This window comes from Veillonella parvula, assembly GCF_032575955.1.
In the GTDB taxonomy this organism is placed as follows: domain Bacteria; phylum Bacillota; class Negativicutes; order Veillonellales; family Veillonellaceae; genus Veillonella; species Veillonella parvula_J.
This window is the reverse complement of sequence record NZ_JAWFXN010000001.1, coordinates 381,747-400,867: the sequence shown is the minus strand read 5'-3', so window position 1 is coordinate 400,867 and position 19,121 is coordinate 381,747. Positions and strand designations below refer to the sequence as shown.

Genomic DNA, 19,121 nt, shown 5'->3' with positions numbered 1-19,121 from the left:
ATTAAATCTCTCCTTCATATACAGAAACGACAGCTTGTGCAGCAATGCCTTCACGGCGCCCAATAGCCCCTAGCATTTCATTTGTTGTCGCTTTAATACTAATGCGATCTAATGGTATCTCTAATATAGACTGTAAATTAGCCTTCATCATATCGATGTGAGGTTTTAATTTAGGTGTCTCAGAAATAACCATAATATCAATATTATAGGCTTGTAACCCACGTTCTTTCAATAAGAAATTTACTTTTTCTAGTAAAAGCATGCTAGAAATCCCTTTATACTGGTCATCTTCAGGTGGAAAATAGTATCCAATATCCCGTAAACCAGCGGCGCCTAGCATGGCATCCATCAAGGCATGAATGAGAACATCCGCATCGGAGTGTCCATCAGGGCCAAGGCCAGATTCGATATGAACACCACCTAAGATACAAGGACGACCTGCTTTTAATTGATGAATATCATAACCAAATCCAACGCGCATACGCTTATCCTCAATTCCTAAATATCGTTTTGCTACTGCAATATCATTAGGAGTGGTCACCTTAATATTACAATAGTCTCCACTTACTATATGTACAGGCTGCCCTAAATGCTCAACGAGGGACACATCATCAGTGCCTAAATATTTTTCATCATAAGCCTTTTGATGGGCCTCTTTAAATAGATCTTTTTGAAAGCCTTGTGGCGTTTGAATTTGGTATAATTCACTGCGTTTTAATGTTTCTATTACAGTATGCTCTGTATCAACTCGTTTAATCGTATCCGTAGCAGGGACACCTACAGTAGCAGCTCCATATTCTATTGCGGCCCTAACAACAGAATCAAACAGTTTCGTTGATGCTAATGGACGCGCTCCATCATGAACTAGCACAATATTACTATCTTCTGATACAGCTTTGAGCCCATAAGCCACAGAATCTTGACGTTCTCTTCCACCAAGCACTATCTTTACAGGAATATGCAAATCCAACCCTTGAATATGGTTAGACATATATTCTTGTTCGCCTTCAGCTACAACAAGAATAATTTCTTTTAAACCTTCAATCTTTTCTACATTCTGTATGGTACGTTGAATAATAGAATATCCCCCTAAAGGAATAAATATCTTATTTTCTTTATATCCCATACGGCGACCAGCACCTGCAGCGAGAACGATACAACTAATTGCCTTGCCCATTTTGTCCTCCATCTACACGAGCAAAAATCATCCGTCCTGCACTCGTTTGTAATATGGATGTAACCATAACCTCTACATTTTGACCAACATAAGGCTTACCATCCTCTACGACAATCATCGTGCCATCGTCGAGATAAGCCACACCTTGGTGTACTTCCTTACCTTCTTTCATGATTTGAACGCGAATCCATTCTCCAGCGATTAGAGCAGGTTTTAATACATTTGCCAATTCATTGAGGTTAAGCACTTCAATCCCCTGTACACGAGCCACCTTATTCAAGTTAAAGTCATTAGTCATCAATTTCCACTGCTTATCTAAAGCAAGTCGCATAAGTTTTGAATCAACCTCTACAAGATCATCATAATCATCTTCAACAACTTCTATAGCTACCTTATTGGCATCTTGCATATCCTTCAAAATATCAAGGCCACGTCGACCACGGTTGCGTTTCGTAGCATCCGCAGAGTCAGAAATTACCTGTAACTCATTTAATACAAATAGTGGCACCATAAGAGGGCCTTCAATGAAGCCCGTAGCACATAGTTCTTTGATACGACCGTCAATGATAACTGAAGTATCTAGTAATTTTGGCGTACTAGAGGATTTATCTAATTTATGAGTTGAAAACATTTTAAAACGACTTGTTTTTTTAGTGCTATCTCCTCCCCATTGTTGTACGTAATTATTGTACATTTCGGGTCCTTTACGAGCCATGATTTTAAGTCCACTATATCCAAAAATAGCACTCAAAATTATAGGAATATAAGGTCCTATAATAGGTACTTGATTGAATGCAACACCAATTAGATTTGCAATAATAAGGCCGAATAATAAACCGATGGTGCCTGCAATCAATTCTTGATTTGGAATATGAGTAAGAATACGCTCTAATCTTTTAGCAATTACTAAACCTTGTTTCAGAATAAATGATGAAATCAGATAACCAATAACAAGGCCTAATAGAGTACCTACGATTAATACTGCAATACGTGCAATTGTTAACGACATGTCCCCAAAAGATTCAAATTGAGAAACCAAATATGGGTCAATAATAGGTGCTAAGCTATCCATTCCCACGTAGGCTGCTGTACCTACTAAAATGGCTATTACATAGCGTAAAATCCGATAAATCATGAAATCACCTCCTAATTATGAAAATACGAGTTGCATCGCCTCTTGTATAGATTTGACACCTTTAATTTTGATAGAACTATCATTATCCTTAATTTGTTTATAGTTGCCTTCAGGAATAATAAACTTTTTAAAACCTAATTTCTTGGCTTCATTTATACGCTGTTCAATGCGAGGAATACTGCGAACATTACCAGTTAAGCCTACTTCACCTAAAATTACCATATCTGTTGGAACGATTCGATTTTTCAGATTTGACACAATGGCAACCGCCATAGATAAATCACAAGCAGGTTCATTTACCTTGAGACCACCGATAACATTTACATACACGTCTTTATTACCTAATGTAAAGCCACAGCGTTTTTCTAAGACTGCTAATAATACGATTAACCGGTTAAGATCATAACCAATCGCCGTACGTCTAGGCATACCAAAAGCCGTAGTAACGACCAAGCTTTGTACCTCTACCAAGATGGGGCGAACCCCTTCGAGGTAAATCATAACAGCACTGCCGCTTTCTTCATCGGAACGCTCGGCTAAAAGAGAAGCAGACGGATTGGACAATTCCTGTAACCCTTCCTCTACCATAGCAAAAATGCCTGTTTCTGATGTAGATCCAAAACGGTTTTTAATGGACCGTAATATACGGAATTGATAAGAACGCTCCCCTTCAAAGTAAAGCACTACATCTACCATATGCTCTAACATACGAGGCCCTGCAATATTGCCTTCCTTTGTTACATGGCCAATGATTACAGTAGGTATATTTCGTTCTTTACAGAAGCGAAGTAGGCGAGATGTGCATTCACGAACTTGACTAACACTGCCTGGCGCAGCATCTATATCTCCAGTATACATAGTTTGTATAGAGTCAATGACTAGTAAGGAAGGAGTCATTGCTTCAGCTTGCTCCAATATATGATCTAGATCAGTATCTGCAATAACTTGTAACCGTTCACTATTAATATGCAGTCGTTCTGCTCGAAGTTTAAGTTGTAACTGAGACTCTTCACCAGATGCATAAAGAACTGCTCCTACTGTATCGGCTACCTTCTGGGATACTTGTAGTAACAGAGTAGATTTACCAATACCAGGATCACCACCTAAAAGCATTAGAGCACCAGGCACTATGCCCCCACCTAATACACGGTCAATTTCACCAAAGGTTGTAGATACGCGTGCAATAGAAGAAATTTCGATATCTGGCAAGGCGGTAGGCTTCGCCGTTTGATTTCCAACACCTCGAGAAGGTGTTCGACTATGTTTAGTTTCTTTAATTATTTCTTCAACTAATGTATTCCATTCTCCACATTGTGGACAACGGCCCATCCACTTAGAGGATTCAGCCCCACAATTTTGACAAAAGAATACAGATTTTGCTTTTGCCATAACACCTCAATACATTTAAAAAGAAAGGTCATGAATGATAACCATTCATGACCTTTTATGCATAATTTTACTACATGGTTAACTATCATCATTTTATAGTATACCATTTAACTTATATTTTTTATATGAAAGGTAGTCATCAACTGTATAATTTGTATTTTTATCATATTGATACAACAAGATCGTTATCCTTTGCATCTGCTTTAATAATTTTACCTTCTTTTGCATCTCCTTTCAAAATAAGATCGGACACTGGGTCCTCAATTAAACGTTGAATAGCACGTTTTAATGGTCGAGCCCCCATTGTGAAATCAGAGCCCTCCTTAACAAGTAAATGCATAGCCTCAGGAGAGATTTCTAATTGTAAATCACGCGCTTCAAGGCGTTTTGTAACATCACTCATCAAGATAGTTACAATTTCTTTTAAGTCCTCTTCTGTTAATGGATGGAATACAATCATTTCATCAATACGGTTTAAAAACTCAGGTCTAAAATGACGTTTCACCGCATCCATTACTGACTTCTTAGCCTCTTTAAACTCAATTTCTTTATTTTCATCTACATTGAAATCAGATTTTTTAGCCGCTAAGAAACCAAGTTCTGGAGAGTTTTTATGTAAAGCTTTAGCACCTAAGTTACTTGTCATAATAATAACTGTATTTCTGAAATCTACAGTTCTTCCTTGACTATCAGTAAGACGACCATCATCAAGAACTTGTAACAAAATATTAAAGAAATCTGCATGTGCCTTTTCCACTTCATCGAGGAGGATAACGCTATATGGTTTGCGACGTACCGCATCTGTTAATTGTCCACCTTCTTCATAGCCTACGTAACCTGGAGGGGCACCGACTAAGCGAGACACAGTATGTTTTTCCATATATTCAGACATATCAAGTCGAATCATAGCAGATTCATCGCCGAACAAGGAGGATGCAAGCGCTCTTGCTAGCTCAGTTTTCCCTACACCAGTTGGCCCAAGGAACAAGAATGAACCAATAGGCCGTTTTGGGTCTTTTAATCCAGCCCTTGCACGGCGTACAGCTTTAGCTACAGCAGTAACAGCCTCATCTTGACCTACTACGCGTTTATGAAGTTCTTCTTCCAAATGTAGTAAGGTTGCAGACTCTTCTTCTGCAATTTTAGCCACTGGAATGCCTGTCCATTGCGCTACTACAGCAGCTATGTCTTCCTCTGTTACTATTAACTTTTGATCGCTTTTTTCTTTAGCAATAGATTTTTTATCACCAATTTCTTTTAATAGTAATTGTTCTTCATCGCGAAGCTTTGCAGCCTTTTCGAAATCTTGAGACGTAACCGCAGCTTCTTTTTCTTTCTTAACTGTATTGAGGCGATCCTCTAATGCTTTAACATCAGGTGCTGAAGAAAATACTTTCATACGAACCTTAGATGCAGCTTCATCGACTACATCGATAGCCTTATCAGGTAAGAATCGATCTGTAATATATCGGCTAGATAAAGACACAGCTGCTGTTAATGCCTCATCTGTAATCTTAGCCTTATGGAAAGCTTCATACCGATCTCTTAATCCCTTTAAAATTTCAAGAGCATCCTCTTCGTTAGGCTCTCCTACTTGAACGGGTTGAAAACGACGCTCTAAAGCAGCATCTTTTTCTATATATTTCTTATATTCATCAAGTGTTGTGGCACCGATAACTTGGAATTCACCTCGTGCCAAAGCAGGCTTTAAGATATTAGCTGCATCCATAGCGCCTTCAGTAGCACCTGCCCCAACCAATGTATGAATTTCATCTATAAAGATAATCATATCATCATGTTGTTGTACTTCATCAATGGCTTTTTTTAACCGTTCTTCAAATTCACCACGGTACTTGGCACCCGCTAACATAGAACCAATACTAAGAGAAATAATGCGTTTATTACGTAAAATCTCCGGTACATTATCAGTCACAATACGCTGTGCCAAGCCTTCGGCAATAGCTGTTTTACCTACACCTGGTTCACCAATAAGAACAGGATTATTTTTAGTTCTACGGCTGAGAATTTGAATGACTCGTTGAATCTCCGTATCGCGGCCAATAACAGGATCAATCTTACCTTGTTTAGCAGACTCATTAAGATCAGTTGCAAAATCTGACAGCTCACCTAAATCATTATTGCTATTTATTCCCTCTTGACCACCATTATTGCTACCTTTATTCGAGCCAAGAATACTACGAATTGCTTCTACTACATCATTACTACGTATATTCATAGCTCGTAAAATAGCAACTGCAACACCGCTACCATCGCTAAGTAGGCCCAATAGAATATGCTCAGTACCAACGTAATTGTGATTCATTTGATTTGCTACTTGAATGGCAAGCTCAAGTACATGTTTAACGCGAGGTGTCATATATATTGACGTTGCCTTTTTATTACCACGTCCTACATGTTCTTCTACAGCTTCAAAAATATCTTCTGTAACAAGGCCAAGCTCTTCTAAAGCTTTAGCTGCTACACCATTTTTAACCTTTGTAAGGCCAATGAGTACGTGTTCAGTACCAACATAGTCATGTCCTAACTCCAAAGCAGCCTCTTGAGCTAACGAAAGAACACGCTGTGCATCGTCTGTAAACCGTTGCATCATAATATCACCTCATCTATCTATGTAAATTGTAATTATTTCTTTTCAAATATATATAAACAATGGTGAAATAACCATTGGAATATCAAAAATATTATTAAACTCTATTAATCTATTATGCTATCTAGTATTAATATTTACTATTTTTTACAAATCTCTTAACGGTAAACTAAGAAAATTATATAAATCAATCTATACAAAATAAATAATCATGCATTAATTATTTATGTATTTATATTAATTTGAAAGTTTTTGACGTATCACCTTTGCACGATAGCTGTCGCGATCGGTATCTGTCAAATTTTCACTACCTAAGTATTTAGAGAGGAAGTTTGGTCTAGTTATAGCAACAAGCTCATTAAAAGTATCTTTACCCCAGAATGGTAATATTTCTAAATCTACACCTAATTGAATGTCGCTAAGCTTACTAAGTGCCTCTTTACCGCTTACACGTCGTGCATATTGTAAAATTCCATAGGATCGCCAAAGTATATCTTCCAAACCTTCTTTATCGTTGTGTAATAAAGATTGCCGAGACTTTCGTTCTTCTGCAATAATTCCTTCTACGATTTTAATCAATTGCTCAATAGTTGCTTCTTCACTAATACCCATCGTTCGTTGATTAGAAATCTGGTAAATACAACCTAAAGCTTCGGAACCTTCCCCATACAACCCTCGTACAGAGTAACCTAGTTGTATTATGTTACGAATGAGTCTCGTAATACGACCAGATAACGTCAATGCGGGTAAATGTAACATAACAGAGGCCCGTAAACCTGTACCCACATTAGTGGGGCAAGCAGTTAAATAACCAAATCGCTCATCAAAGGCATAAGGGTATTTTGCTTCGATAGCTTTATCAATTTGAACCGCATGATTATAAGCTTGTTGCAATTTAAGTCCTGGAGCCATAGATTGAATACGTAAATGATCTTCTTCATTTACCATAATTGCGATAGAAGCATCATCAGATACAATCAAATTACGATACGGTAATTGTTCCTCTAAAGCAGGACTCATTAAATGCTTTTCAACTAAGACAGCACGCTCACGTTGACTTAATTGCTCAAGGCTAATATTTGTATATTGGTGCTCATCAGCCTTTTTTAATATTGGCAATAGGCCTCGAGAGATTGTATTCACTTTTTCTAAGGAAACTGTATCTTCACGATTCGTAAACAATATATCATCAAAATTTCTCGCCAATCGTATACGACTTGAAATTACAATGTGGTCTGTCGCCTCTGTATCCTGACACAGCCACTGACTTAGCGGAGAGTCCAATATAGTATCTAACATAAGAACCTCCTATTCGTTATCACCATCAATGATAACTTCTAGATTTTTAATTTTATCTCTCAAAATTGCAGCTTCTTCAAAGTTTTCAGCTTGAATAGCTGTATCTAATTGGCGGCGCAATTGCTTTACTTCATACTTTGCTTTAAATACATTAGTACCACGACTAGGTATAGTCCCTTCATACTCAGAACTACCTTGTATTCGTTCTAATAATGGATTTATTTCACTATTAAAAGTCTCATAACATTGACCACAGCCAAACTTACCTACCCGATTGAATTCATCATAAGTAATACCACACTGAGGGCAGCTCTTAGATTGATGAGCTTTTAATAAGTTATCTGGATACACCATATTCTTAAAAAAATCATTAGTAAAAAAGTTATTATCCCACATATCATTCATAAAAGAACTATAAGGAGATAATTTCCCAGCTTGTTGTAACTTGGTGGCACAACTACTGCAAAGATGTTGCTCAGTCTTTTGATTATTTATGATATTAGTCATATGGATAGTAGCTTCATTTTTATGGCAATGATCACATAACACAAATCATCACTCCTTCCGCAAAGTGTCCACCATTGATGCATATAATTGACGAACAGCATCATTACGTTCTTCTACGTCTACATTTTCAATTAATGTAGCAAAAGAATTATGCATCAATTGAGCTTCACGACGGGTAATCTTTTCAGATTGTAATAATTGAAATAATGATTGATCTACATCTCGCATATCAATTAATCGTTCTACCGTATTTGGACCTTCATAAATCCGATAAGTTGTAACAGCAGGTAAAGAATCTGAACTTTCTGGGTTAATTTTTTTGATTCGAATATATCCACCCAAGCCACGTCTTGACTCAACATCGAAACCGCGCTCATTAGAAAAACGCGTACTTAATACGTAACTAATTTGGGATGGCGCACAATCTAATTCATCAGCCAATTCATTACGCTTTAAAATTAGCTTTTCTTGTTCTTCACGCATACGGTCTAATATAAATTTTTCTATTTTATCAGCTATCATACTCATAAAAAACACCCCTTTAAAGTTTATTTACTATAGTTTTGACTATTTGTTCTTTAACATAACTCTATTATATTTGACTTTTTGACCTTAGTCAATATAAAAGTCAAATTTTATAAAAATAACGTTTGACTTTTAATGTATTCTCATATAATTGGACTTAATCCTTAAATCTATGTATAATAAATGAGATATTATTTTCTGAAGGAAGGTGTTGTTATGGCAGAAGCATTAGGACAAGAACTGTTAATTGATTTATATTCCTGCGATGAAGACGCAATTTCATCCGCTACAGCTGTACAGGAAAGTGTAGCAACCGCATTTGACTTAGCTGAACTTGATGTAGATGAAATCAGTTGTCAAGTTATGGACGAGGAAATCGCCCTCCTTTCTGTCGCACCAGGTTTTCACTTTACATTGCACACATATCCTGCACTTGGTTATGTAGCAGTTGATTTGTATTCCTTCGAGCAAACATTACCACTTACATTAATTATGAAAGCCCTACGTAAATCTTTTAGAGCTGAAAAAGTAAAGGCAACGAGTGTGCAACGTGGCGACTTTGGTAACGAACGTGATATGAAGCCACGTCGCAAAACTAAGATTACTACACTTGGTCGTGTTTCTCGTACACGTATCCAACTCAAACAAACAGGGGGCAAGTTGAAAAAACAAAGTGCTAAGGTTATCAAAACATTAGCTAAAAAAAGTGGCCTAAAAAAATAACATAAAATGAAGATGCAAAAAAGCTAGAGGATTTCCTCTAGCTTTTTATTTGGGTTGATATGTAATTCTATTTATATAGCTTATCTACGAACCATCATTTCTTCAAGATTGAGAACATCAGCAATTTCATCAACATCGTCACAGATATATTCGGCATCCGCTTCTTTTAACTCAGATTCCGTACCATAACCATAGGTAACGCCAATGGAGATACAGCCAAGTTCATTAGCTGCTTCTACATCGTACTTACGATCTCCAACCATGAATGTCAATCGACGACCATTTTCATCAGTTAATGGGTTACCACATAGCGTGAGAGCTTTTTCAAGAATTTCTTTTTTGTGTAACAATCCCGCTTCGTAATTAGCACCAACAATAACATCAAAGTATGGTGTCAATTCAAAGTGATCAAGAATATCTTTAGCATAATGTTCTGGTTTTGCAGTAGCTACAGCTATAGTATATTGTTCAGTTTTGCATTTAGCCAATAAGTCTACAATATTCGGATATACTTTATTTTCAAATTTACCGATGGTACCATAACGTTCACGGAATTTAAAGTATGTTTCTTCCGCTTGCTCAAAGGTCAAACCACAATGTTCTTGGAAAGCATCTACCAATGGTGGTCCTAAGAACAATTGTAATGTTTCTTCATCAGGTACAGTATAACCGAAATGTTCCAATGCAAATTTAATGCTTTTAAGAATACCTTCTTGAGAGTCAGTTAAGGTTCCATCTAAATCAAATAATATCGTTTTCTTCATATTATTTCTTTAAAGCCTCTTTCAATGTATGCCATGCAAGAACTGCACATTTCACACGTGCTGGCATATTAGAAATATTTTGTAATGCCATAGCATCTTCCAATTCTTCTAACTCATTTTCATCGGTAATTTCTTTTTTAATCATACCTAAGAAAATTTCTACCAAACGAAGTGCTTCCTCAACAGATTTGCCTTTAATGATATCAATCATCATAGATGCAGATGCTTGGCTAATAGCACAACCAGAACCTGTATATGCAGCATCTTTAATGATACCATCTACTACATTGAGTTGTAATGTTAGATCATCACCACAACTAGGGTTATGTCCATGTTCAGAATTTGTAAATTCAGATAATTCATGCTTATTACGTTTATCTTGGTTATGTTCCAAAATAAGTTCCGTATATAATTGATCCATTTCCATTAGTGGTAACTCTCCTAATCTTTAAAACCCATTACTGAACGAACAGTCTTTAATACTTCAAGGAATGCGTCTAAATCTTCCTTGCGAGTGTATAAGTACATACTTAAACGAGTAGATGCAGATACATTGTAGAACGCACCTAATGGTTGTGCACAATGGTGACCGGAACGAACGCAGATTCCCTTAGAATCCAAAATCGTAGCTACGTCATGAGGATGTACATCATCTACAGTGAACGCAATAACGCCATGTTTTTCCTTAGGATTTTGAGAACCAATAACATGGACATGTGGCAATTCAACAATCTTAGGAAGAATATAAGCTACTAACTCCTCTTCATAGGCTTCTATAGCATCCATTCCAAAGGATTCCAAATAATCAATAGCTGCATGCAAGGAAACAGCACCATCAGCATTTGGAGTACCTGCCTCAAACTTATATGGAAGCTCATTGAATGTAGCAGTTTGTTCTTTTACATACTCAATCATATCGCCACCCAATAGGAATGGAGGCATAGTTTCTAATAAATCACGTTTACCGTATAGTACACCAATCCCTTGAGATGCACACATTTTATGGCCAGAGAATACGAAGAAATCGCAATCCAATGCTTGTACGTCAATTTTTTTATGAGGTGTAGATTGAGCACCGTCTAGAACAACAATAGCACCTACAGAGTGAGCCTTCTCAGTTAATTCTTTTACTGGGAATTCCATACCAAGCACGTTACTAACATGAGCGAAAGCAACAATTTTAGTCTTTTCATCAATTTTATTGATTTCACCATCTTTTAAGTGCCCATGTTCATCAAGATACATGTATTCTAAGGTTGCCCCCGTCTGTTCTGCCACATATTGCCATGTTACAAGATTCGCATGATGTTCAGCAACAGTAATGACAATCTTGTCACCTTTTTTCACATTATGAAGGCCATAGCTGTGGGCAATCAAGTTCATTGACTCCGTACTATTACGTGTAAATATAACCTCTTCGCGTTCGCGAGCATTGATAAATTCAACTACGCGATCCCGTGCATTTTCATAGTCTTCAGATGCTTCAATGGCTAAAATATGAGAACCACGATGTGGGTTACCATTACGTTGTATCATATGTTCCACAACACGGTCAATTACGGACTGTGGAATTTGAGCAGTAGCACCGCTATCTAAATAGATAACACGATGCCCATTATGCTCTTTATGTAATATAGGAAAGTCTTTGTATGCTTCTGCAATTGGTCTCATAAAAACGCCTCTTTAAATTTTATTACGTACAGCTGCTAACGCTGCTTCTTCAATCGTTTCATCACCAATGCGATCAATAATAGGTCGAATCATAGATTCAACAATGATATGTTTTGCCTCTACCTCACTAAAGCCACGGCTCATGATATAGAACAATTTATTATGATCAATTTGGCCTGCACTTGCTGCATGATTACCAACTACATTATCTTCTTTACACAATAAAAGTGGTAACGAAACAGATTTTACAGTTGGATCTAACAATAAGCAAGTATCTTCTTCCGCACCTTCAGAAGCTGTTGCTCCATTAAGGAAATCAAGGGTCCCTCTGAAGGATTTTTTAGAATTGCCACTAAGAGCACCTAAGGTATGAATATCACTAAATGATTTTTTACCACCATGACTCATAACCATAGAAATATCAAATTTTTGCTCTTTATTACCAAGATAAGCAATGTCATGAACCATACGGGATTCTTGACCTACTAAATCATGATAGTAATTCAAGATGTTTTCACTGCCACCAATTTCAATATTGATGTATTCTACATCTGCTTTTTCTTCTAATTTAGTGTATCGATGCTCGATATGTTGTACATGTTCAGGCAAAAGATTTACCTTTTTTACTACAACCTTACCAGCTTCTTTCACATCGTATTCGTTTAAATAGCTAACATTTGTCAATGCATCGCCAGAACCAGTTACATAGAATTGTACTTCTAGCTCAGCACCTTCACCAACGATAAATTGGAAACGGTTTGCCACACGAGCATTAACATCAATGCGGATGCCTACAACTTCTTTCGCCTTAGGAGGCACATTGATAGCATAGCCTTCCGCTTTTTCAACTAATACATGAACAGCTTCTTTATTAGCACCTTCATAATTACCATCTAGTAATGCTGTACCAACAGGTAATGGTGAAAGTATATTTTTATTAGCTTCCACAGCGATGGATTGTACCGCTGTATCTTCTCCAGCTAGAGAGCTTACAGTATGATTAACGCGCAACCATCTGAATGTCGGTCTAGGGAGTTCATTAAATAGTAATTCGCTCATAATTCCTCCTTAACCGATAGAACCTTCTAATTCAAGATTGATTAGATTGTTCATTTCTACTGCATATTCAAGTGGCAATTCTTTAGAGATTGGCTCTACGAAACCACGAACTAGCATCGCACGAGCTTCTTCTTCGCTAATACCACGAGTCATAAGATAGAAAATTGCTTCGTCGGAAATACGACCGATTTTAGCTTCATGACCTAAATCCACATTGTCATTTTCTACGATAATAGCCGGAATTGTATCAGATTGAGACTCAGCATCAAGCATCAAGGATTCACAAGAAACTGTTGCTTTGGAATGTTCAGCTTTAGGGCCAATCTTCAAAAGGCCACGATAAATTGCAGCGCCACCGGATTTAGAAATGGATTTAGAGTTTACATTACTTGTTGTATATGGTGCATTATGTACCACTTTACAACCTGTATCGAGGAATTGTCCTTCACCTGCGAATGTTACACCTGTAAATTCAGCATGTGCACCTTCACCGTTGAGAATACTCATTGGGTACAAACAAGAAACTTTGGAGCCAAAGGAACCAGATACCCACTCAATTGTACCATTTTTACCTACTACACAACGTTTTGTGTTAAGGTTGTACATGTTTTTAGACCAGTTTTCAATTGTAGAATAACGCAATGTAGCATTATCTTTAACGAACAGTTCAACAGCGCCTGCATGCAGGTTAGACACATCATACTTAGGAGCAGAACAACCTTCGATAAAGTGCAATTTAGCCCCTTCTTCTACGATAATCATCGTATGTTCGAACTGACCAGCACCTGGTGCATTCAAACGGAAGTAAGATTGCAATGGAATCTCTACTTGTACACCTGCAGGAACGTATACGAAGGAACCACCAGACCAAACGGCACCGTGAAGAGCAGCCCATTTATGGTCTGTAGGTGGAATTAATGTCATCCAGTATTTTTTTACGATTTCTTCATGCTCATGTAATGCTGTTTCGATATCAGTATAGATAACACCTTGCTTAACAAGATCTTCTTGAATACTGTGGTAAACAACCTCAGAATCATATTGAGCACCAACACCAGCTAGAGATGTTTTTTCCGCTTCTGGAATACCTAAGCGGTCAAAAGTACTTTTAATTTCTTCTGGAACTTCATCCCAGTTTTCTTTCATATCTACTTTAGGCTTAACATACGTATGAATATTTGCCATATCCAAGCCTGAGATATCAGGAATCCAATTTGGAATGCCCATACGATTATAGATTTCCAAAGATTTTAAACGGAAATCGAGCATCCATTCTGGTTCATTTTTATTAGACCAAATCTCACGGATAATATCTTCTGTTAAACCGGCATCAGAGATATAAGAATATTCAAATTCGTTCTTTATATCATAGACGCCACGGTCCATATCCGCGACTTGGGTTTTCTTTCTTTCTTCCATTATGCCTCCTATGCTAATGCTTTGTATGCGTCATAACCTTTTTCTTCGATTTCACGTACAAGAGAAGCATCACCAGTTTTAACAATCTTGCCATTGATCAACACATGAACATAGTCTGGTTTTAGTTTTTGCAAGATTTGGTTATGATGAGTAATGATTAATACAGCATTTTCTTCGTTATGGAAACGTTGTACACCTTCAGATACGATACGAACCGCATCTACGTCAAGGCCAGAATCAGTTTCATCAAGAATAGCCAATTTAGGATTCAAAATGGACATTTGAAGAATTTCATTCTTCTTGCGTTCACCACCAGAGAAGCCTTCATTTACATAACGTTGCGCATAAGATAAATCAAAGGACAATTCATCCATTTTTTCTTTCAATTCTTTTTTGAAAGATAATGCACGTACATTTTCACCAGTAATTGTGGATTTAGCTGTACGAATGAAGTTTTCTACAGTAATACCAGGAATAGAAATTGGATTTTGGAAGGACATAAAAATACCCGCTTTTGCACGATCGTTTACTGCATCTTCCGTAATATCCTTACCATCAAAAATGATAGAACCACTATCTACTGTATATGTAGAGTTACCCATGATTGCATTAGCAAGTGTAGATTTACCAGCACCATTTGTCCCCATCACAACATGAATTTCACCTTTATTAATTGTTAAATCAATACCTTTCAAGATTTGTTTCTCTTCAACAGATACCTTTAAATCTTTTATCTGAAGTAATTCAGCCAAAATATTCACTCCTTTTATTTGTATGTAACCATAAGAAACATACACTCGTTATATATAAAATGTATATACTGACACATATAAAAAGGCGGTACGCACTAACGTGAATACCGCCGTAATTCTCGCCAACTTAGCAAGTATGTGCATAACAATCTATACTCATTATACATTCTTATCTAAATGATAGCAAGATATTCCTACTAAAATATACAGGAATTAAAAGAATATCAAGTATTACATATATTGATAGGTTTTTATTAATATTAGTTCTCATCCTATTCGATTCTCAATATTAAATTATAGGTTTGAAAAATCAAGAGTTCCAAATAAATCATCATATGTTTCAGCACGACGAATTTGTGTAACAGAGCCATCTTTATGTAGCAATAACTCTGCAGAACGTAATTTACCATTATAATTGAAACCCATAGAATGTCCATGTGCACCAGCATCGTGAATGATGACACGATCTCCAATATCAATTTTTGGCAGCTCTCGTTGAATAGCAAATTTATCATTATTTTCACATAAGGAGCCTGTTACATCATATATATGATCCTTGGGAGCATTTTCTTTCCCCATTACGGTAATGTGATGATAAGAGCCATACAACGCCGGACGCATAAGATTTGCCATGCAAGCATCTAAACCGATGTAATGACGATAAATATCTTTTTTATGAATAGCAGTAGAAACAAGGTAACCAAATGGACCTGTTACCATACGCCCACATTCATAAGCCAATGCTACATCATTAAGTCCATTAGCTACTAAAATCCGATTATACGCTTCTTCTACACCCTTGCTTAATACGCGGAAGTCTACTGGTGTTTGTTCTGGTTTATAAGCTACACCTACACCTCCACCTAAATCAATAAATTCAACAGTGATACCAAGTTCTTTCTTAATATCTACAGCAAGATTAAAGCAAAGCTCTGCTGTACCAACTAAACCGTCAATATCAAGTTCGTTAGAAACAACCATTGTATGAATACCAAAGTGTTTTACACCTTTAGCTTGTAATTGTTTGTACGCTTCAAATATTTGTTCGCGTGTCATACCATATTTAGCTTCTTCAGGAAGGCCAATAATTGTATTGCCCCCTTCTTTTAAAGAACCCGGATTATAACGCACGCAGAATGTATCTGGCAAAGAGCCGTGATTATTTTCTAAATATTCTATATGCGTAATATCATCAAGATTGATGATTGCACCCATTTCAAGTGCTTTTTTATACTCCACATATGGTGTGTCATTAGATGTGAACATAATATCATGTCCCGTAATACCCACCTTTTCACATAAAATTAATTCCGCTAAGGAAGAGCAATCTGCACCAACTCCAAGTTTTTGTAATAAACGCATGATATATGGATTTGGAGTTGCTTTAACTGCAAAATATTGCTTGAATCCCTTATTCCAAGAGAATGCATTGATGAAAGATTTCATATTCTCAATAATTCCTTCTTCATCATAAATATGGAATGGAGTTGGATACTGAGCAATAATATTTTCTAATTGTTCTGACGTGAATGGAACTGTTTTTTTGTTCATGATAACCTTTCTACATAAATAAAAGACTCATCAGCCGATGAGTCTTTTATTCTAATTTCCTAATTATTTAAATAAAGCTTTATCTAAACTAAAGCGACCAGCACCAGCAAAGAATAACATAAGTGCACCAAACCCTAATTGAGATGGGTAGTCCCAGCTAAAGAAACTACCATTCAAACTCACAATAGTCGCAGTTGCTAAAGTACCTACAACTAGAATAGCACCAATACGTGTAAATAATCCTACTGCAATGAGAATACCACCAATCATTTCTGCAAGTGCTGCCATAGTGCCTAGCATCTCATAACCACCGGATACACCTAAAGGTGCTAACATAGTCCCTACTTTGTAGAGCCTTTCAGCTCCGCTAAGCCATTTTAAATAACCATGATAAAACATGGAAATGCCCAATGCAAGGCGATAAATCAATAAGCCAAAGTTTACATAATTAGGTTTACTTTTAAAAATAAAGTTCAACATAGTGATCCTTCTTTCAATTCAAATATAGCAAATCGAATAAATTCGATACATTAATTATACTATTAGAGAATAACTATGTCAATAAGACTCACTATTAAATTCTATAGAATTATATCATACATTGTATACAAAATCAATTTTATCGATGTAATCAACATAATATAGTCAGCTTAAATACAATCATAGTTTTTTTGAAATTTGAAATTTAAAATATTACACCCTTACAATAGATTAATTTATCAGTAAAAAATAATCCTAATGAATATGAAAAAATGTAATTCACAATTCATTAGGATTATTATATTTCTTATAAAATTAATTCTAAGCAGCTGATTACATCATACCGCCCATACCACCCATTGGAGGCATTGCAGGAACTGCTGCATTTTCATCTACCTTATCAGCTACGATTGTTTCAGTAGTTAATACAAGAGATGCGATAGATGCGGCATTTTGAAGGGCAGAACGAGTAACTTTTGCAGGGTCAACAATACCAGCTTTAACCATATCGATGTATTCTTCAGTCAAGGCATTGAAACCTACACCAGCTTCAGTATTTTTAACTTTTTCTACTACTACAGAACCTTCGAGACCAGCGTTGTATGCAATTTGACGAAGTGGTTCTTCTACAGCGCGTTTTACAAGGTTAATACCAGTTTGAACATCACCAGTAGCTTTCAATGTATTCAATGCAGGGATGATATCGATGAATGTAGTACCACCACCAGCTACGATACCTTCTTCGACAGCTGCACGGGTTGCGTTCAATGCGTCTTCAATGCGAAGTTTCTTATCTTTCATTTCAACTTCTGTAGCAGCACCTACTTCGATAACTGCAACACCACCGGACAATTTAGCTAGACGTTCTTGTAATTTTTCACGGTCGAAATCAGAAGTAGTTTCTTCAACTTGTGCACGGATTTGGTTAACGCGTTTAGTAATTACATCTTTATCACCTGCGCCATCAATGATTGTAGTTTCATCTTTAGTGATGCGAACTTGACGAGCTGTACCAAGATCTTCAAGTTCTACAGAATCAAGCTTACGGCCCATATCTTCAGTGATTACCGTACCGCCAGTTAAGATAGCAATATCTTCAAGCATAGCTTTACGACGATCACCGAAGCCAGGAGCTTTAACAGCTACAGCTTTGAATGTACCACGCAAACGGTTTACTACTAATGTAGCCAACGCTTCCCCTTCTACATCTTCAGCGATAATAAGAAGTTCTTTGCCTACTTTTACTACTTTTTCAAGTGTTGGCAACATATCTGCGATAGCACTGATTTTACGATCAGTGATCAAGATATATGGGTTATCCATAACGGCTTCCATACGATCAGGGTCAGTTACCATATAAGGGGAAATGTAACCACGATCAAATTGCATACCTTCTACTACATTTAATGCAGTTTGCAAACCTTTGGATTCTTCAACAGTAATAACACCGTCATTACCAACCTTTTCCATAGCTTCAGCAATCAAACCACCGATTTCTTCGTCAGCAGCAGATACACTTGCAACTTGAGCAATTTCAGCTTTACCAGAAACTTTAATAGAGCGTTTTTTGATTTCTTCAACTAAAGTTTTTACTGCTGTTTCAATACCTTTTTTCAAAATCATTGGGTTAGCACCAGCTGCTACATTGCGCATACCTTCTTGAATCATAGCTTGTGCCAATACTGTGGCAGTAGTAGTACCATCACCTGCTACGTCGTTAGTTTTAGTAGCAACTTCTTTTACCAACTGAGCACCCATGTTTTCAAATGGATCTGGAAGTTCGATATCGCGAGCAATAGTTACACCATCATTTGTAATTGTTGGGGAACCGAATTTTTTATCCAACACAACATTACGACCTTTTGGACCTAATGTAACTTTTACAGCATTTGCTAATTGATCTACGCCACGACCTAAAGCACGACGAGCTTCTTCATTAAACAAGATTTCTTTTGCCATATGTATTACCTCCTAAATAGTAACACTATCCAATGTAACGAAATATATATACCCTTAGGCAATATAGGATGTATCATCAGTTTTTATAGTCATGTAGACTATA

17 protein-coding genes are annotated in these 19,121 nt (G+C 36.8%); 1 reads left to right on the top strand and 16 read right to left on the bottom strand.

The window, feature by feature from the left end; all coding sequences use genetic code 11:
- Nucleotide 1: 1 nt before the first annotated feature.
- The 7 genes from ispD to E7L28_RS01840 all read right to left on the bottom strand — a co-directional run bounded on the left by ispD (nt 2) and on the right by E7L28_RS01840 (nt 8,643).
- Nucleotides 2-1,177, bottom strand: a complete 1,176-nt coding sequence (ispD, locus tag E7L28_RS01870) for a 2-C-methyl-D-erythritol 4-phosphate cytidylyltransferase (RefSeq protein WP_008714035.1) — start codon at nt 1,175-1,177, stop codon at nt 2-4.
- Entirely contained in the window at nt 1,161-2,312 is a 1,152-nt protein-coding gene (locus E7L28_RS01865; protein WP_004696009.1) for a PIN/TRAM domain-containing protein, read from the bottom strand. Before E7L28_RS01865 ends, ispD begins: the two co-directional genes overlap by 17 nt.
- Nucleotides 2,313-2,327: 15 nt before the next feature.
- Nucleotides 2,328-3,701 carry a DNA repair protein RadA gene (gene radA, locus E7L28_RS01860; protein ID WP_004697141.1) on the bottom strand — a complete coding sequence of 458 codons (1,374 nt, stop codon included), beginning with the start codon at nt 3,699-3,701 and terminating at the stop codon, nt 2,328-2,330.
- A 163-nt stretch (nt 3,702-3,864) separates the two neighbouring features.
- Nucleotides 3,865-6,312, bottom strand: a complete 2,448-nt coding sequence (locus E7L28_RS01855; RefSeq protein WP_123137907.1) for an ATP-dependent Clp protease ATP-binding subunit — start codon at nt 6,310-6,312, stop codon at nt 3,865-3,867.
- Between the two features lie 234 nt (nt 6,313-6,546).
- The gene (locus tag E7L28_RS01850) at nt 6,547-7,608 is read right to left on the bottom strand and encodes a protein arginine kinase (protein WP_123137906.1); all 1,062 of its coding nucleotides are present in this window, start codon (nt 7,606-7,608) and stop codon (nt 6,547-6,549) included.
- A 9-nt stretch (nt 7,609-7,617) separates the two neighbouring features.
- Complete coding sequence (locus E7L28_RS01845; RefSeq protein WP_123137905.1) at nt 7,618-8,157, bottom strand: UvrB/UvrC motif-containing protein; 540 nt, start codon at nt 8,155-8,157, stop codon at nt 7,618-7,620.
- A 6-nt stretch (nt 8,158-8,163) separates the two neighbouring features.
- A complete protein-coding gene (locus E7L28_RS01840; RefSeq protein ID WP_004696020.1) occupies nt 8,164-8,643 on the bottom strand; it encodes a CtsR family transcriptional regulator in 480 nt (159 codons plus the stop codon).
- 213 nt (nt 8,644-8,856) lie between these two features.
- On the opposite strand from E7L28_RS01840, the gene E7L28_RS01835 reads away from it, so the two are divergent.
- The gene (locus tag E7L28_RS01835) at nt 8,857-9,363 is read left to right on the top strand and encodes an S-adenosylmethionine decarboxylase family protein (protein WP_004696023.1); all 507 of its coding nucleotides are present in this window, start codon (nt 8,857-8,859) and stop codon (nt 9,361-9,363) included.
- Between the two features lie 80 nt (nt 9,364-9,443).
- Here E7L28_RS01835 and E7L28_RS01830 read toward each other — a convergent pair whose 3' ends face one another.
- The 9 genes from E7L28_RS01830 to groL form a co-directional block, all read right to left on the bottom strand.
- Nucleotides 9,444-10,127: an HAD hydrolase-like protein gene (locus tag E7L28_RS01830; RefSeq protein ID WP_004696982.1), complete on the bottom strand. Its 684-nt coding sequence runs from the start codon at nt 10,125-10,127 to the stop codon at nt 9,444-9,446.
- Nucleotide 10,128: 1 nt separating this feature from the next.
- Nucleotides 10,129-10,554: a Fe-S cluster assembly sulfur transfer protein SufU gene (sufU, locus tag E7L28_RS01825; RefSeq protein WP_004696027.1), complete on the bottom strand. Its 426-nt coding sequence runs from the start codon at nt 10,552-10,554 to the stop codon at nt 10,129-10,131.
- A gap of 14 nt (nt 10,555-10,568) precedes the next feature.
- Nucleotides 10,569-11,798 (bottom strand): SufS family cysteine desulfurase, encoded by a 1,230-nt coding sequence (locus tag E7L28_RS01820; protein WP_316711413.1) that lies wholly within the window; start codon nt 11,796-11,798, stop codon nt 10,569-10,571.
- 12 nt (nt 11,799-11,810) lie between these two features.
- Nucleotides 11,811-12,857 (bottom strand): SufB/SufD family protein, encoded by a 1,047-nt coding sequence (locus E7L28_RS01815; RefSeq protein WP_316711412.1) that lies wholly within the window; start codon nt 12,855-12,857, stop codon nt 11,811-11,813.
- A 9-nt stretch (nt 12,858-12,866) separates the two neighbouring features.
- The gene (sufB, locus tag E7L28_RS01810) at nt 12,867-14,276 is read right to left on the bottom strand and encodes a Fe-S cluster assembly protein SufB (protein WP_004696034.1); all 1,410 of its coding nucleotides are present in this window, start codon (nt 14,274-14,276) and stop codon (nt 12,867-12,869) included.
- Between the two features lie 8 nt (nt 14,277-14,284).
- Complete coding sequence (sufC, locus tag E7L28_RS01805) at nt 14,285-15,028, bottom strand: Fe-S cluster assembly ATPase SufC (protein ID WP_004696035.1); 744 nt, start codon at nt 15,026-15,028, stop codon at nt 14,285-14,287.
- A 294-nt stretch (nt 15,029-15,322) separates the two neighbouring features.
- Nucleotides 15,323-16,579 carry a diaminopimelate decarboxylase family protein gene (locus E7L28_RS01800; RefSeq protein ID WP_195213188.1) on the bottom strand — a complete coding sequence of 419 codons (1,257 nt, stop codon included), beginning with the start codon at nt 16,577-16,579 and terminating at the stop codon, nt 15,323-15,325.
- A 63-nt stretch (nt 16,580-16,642) separates the two neighbouring features.
- Nucleotides 16,643-17,059, bottom strand: a complete 417-nt coding sequence (locus E7L28_RS01795) for a DoxX family protein (RefSeq protein WP_316691739.1) — start codon at nt 17,057-17,059, stop codon at nt 16,643-16,645.
- 333 nt (nt 17,060-17,392) lie between these two features.
- Nucleotides 17,393-19,018 (bottom strand): chaperonin GroEL, encoded by a 1,626-nt coding sequence (gene groL / locus E7L28_RS01790; protein ID WP_077708474.1) that lies wholly within the window; start codon nt 19,016-19,018, stop codon nt 17,393-17,395.
- Nucleotides 19,019-19,121 lie beyond the last annotated feature (103 nt).

Coding starts and splice junctions, on each gene's coding strand:
- ispD (WP_008714035.1), bottom strand. CDS start 1,177: ATGGGCAAGGCAATTAGTTGTATCGTTCTCGCTGCAGGTGCTGGTCGC.
- E7L28_RS01865 (WP_004696009.1), bottom strand. CDS start 2,312: ATGATTTATCGGATTTTACGCTATGTAATAGCCATTTTAGTAGGTACA.
- radA (WP_004697141.1), bottom strand. CDS start 3,701: ATGGCAAAAGCAAAATCTGTATTCTTTTGTCAAAATTGTGGGGCTGAA.
- E7L28_RS01855 (WP_123137907.1), bottom strand. CDS start 6,312: ATGATGCAACGGTTTACAGACGATGCACAGCGTGTTCTTTCGTTAGCT.
- E7L28_RS01850 (WP_123137906.1), bottom strand. CDS start 7,608: ATGTTAGATACTATATTGGACTCTCCGCTAAGTCAGTGGCTGTGTCAG.
- E7L28_RS01840 (WP_004696020.1), bottom strand. CDS start 8,643: ATGAGTATGATAGCTGATAAAATAGAAAAATTTATATTAGACCGTATG.
- E7L28_RS01835 (WP_004696023.1), top strand. CDS start 8,857: ATGGCAGAAGCATTAGGACAAGAACTGTTAATTGATTTATATTCCTGC.
- E7L28_RS01830 (WP_004696982.1), bottom strand. CDS start 10,127: ATGAAGAAAACGATATTATTTGATTTAGATGGAACCTTAACTGACTCT.
- sufU (WP_004696027.1), bottom strand. CDS start 10,554: ATGGAAATGGATCAATTATATACGGAACTTATTTTGGAACATAACCAA.
- E7L28_RS01820 (WP_316711413.1), bottom strand. CDS start 11,798: ATGAGACCAATTGCAGAAGCATACAAAGACTTTCCTATATTACATAAA.
- E7L28_RS01815 (WP_316711412.1), bottom strand. CDS start 12,857: ATGAGCGAATTACTATTTAATGAACTCCCTAGACCGACATTCAGATGG.
- sufB (WP_004696034.1), bottom strand. CDS start 14,276: ATGGAAGAAAGAAAGAAAACCCAAGTCGCGGATATGGACCGTGGCGTC.
- E7L28_RS01800 (WP_195213188.1), bottom strand. CDS start 16,579: ATGAACAAAAAAACAGTTCCATTCACGTCAGAACAATTAGAAAATATT.
- E7L28_RS01795 (WP_316691739.1), bottom strand. CDS start 17,059: ATGTTGAACTTTATTTTTAAAAGTAAACCTAATTATGTAAACTTTGGC.
- groL (WP_077708474.1), bottom strand. CDS start 19,018: ATGGCAAAAGAAATCTTGTTTAATGAAGAAGCTCGTCGTGCTTTAGGT.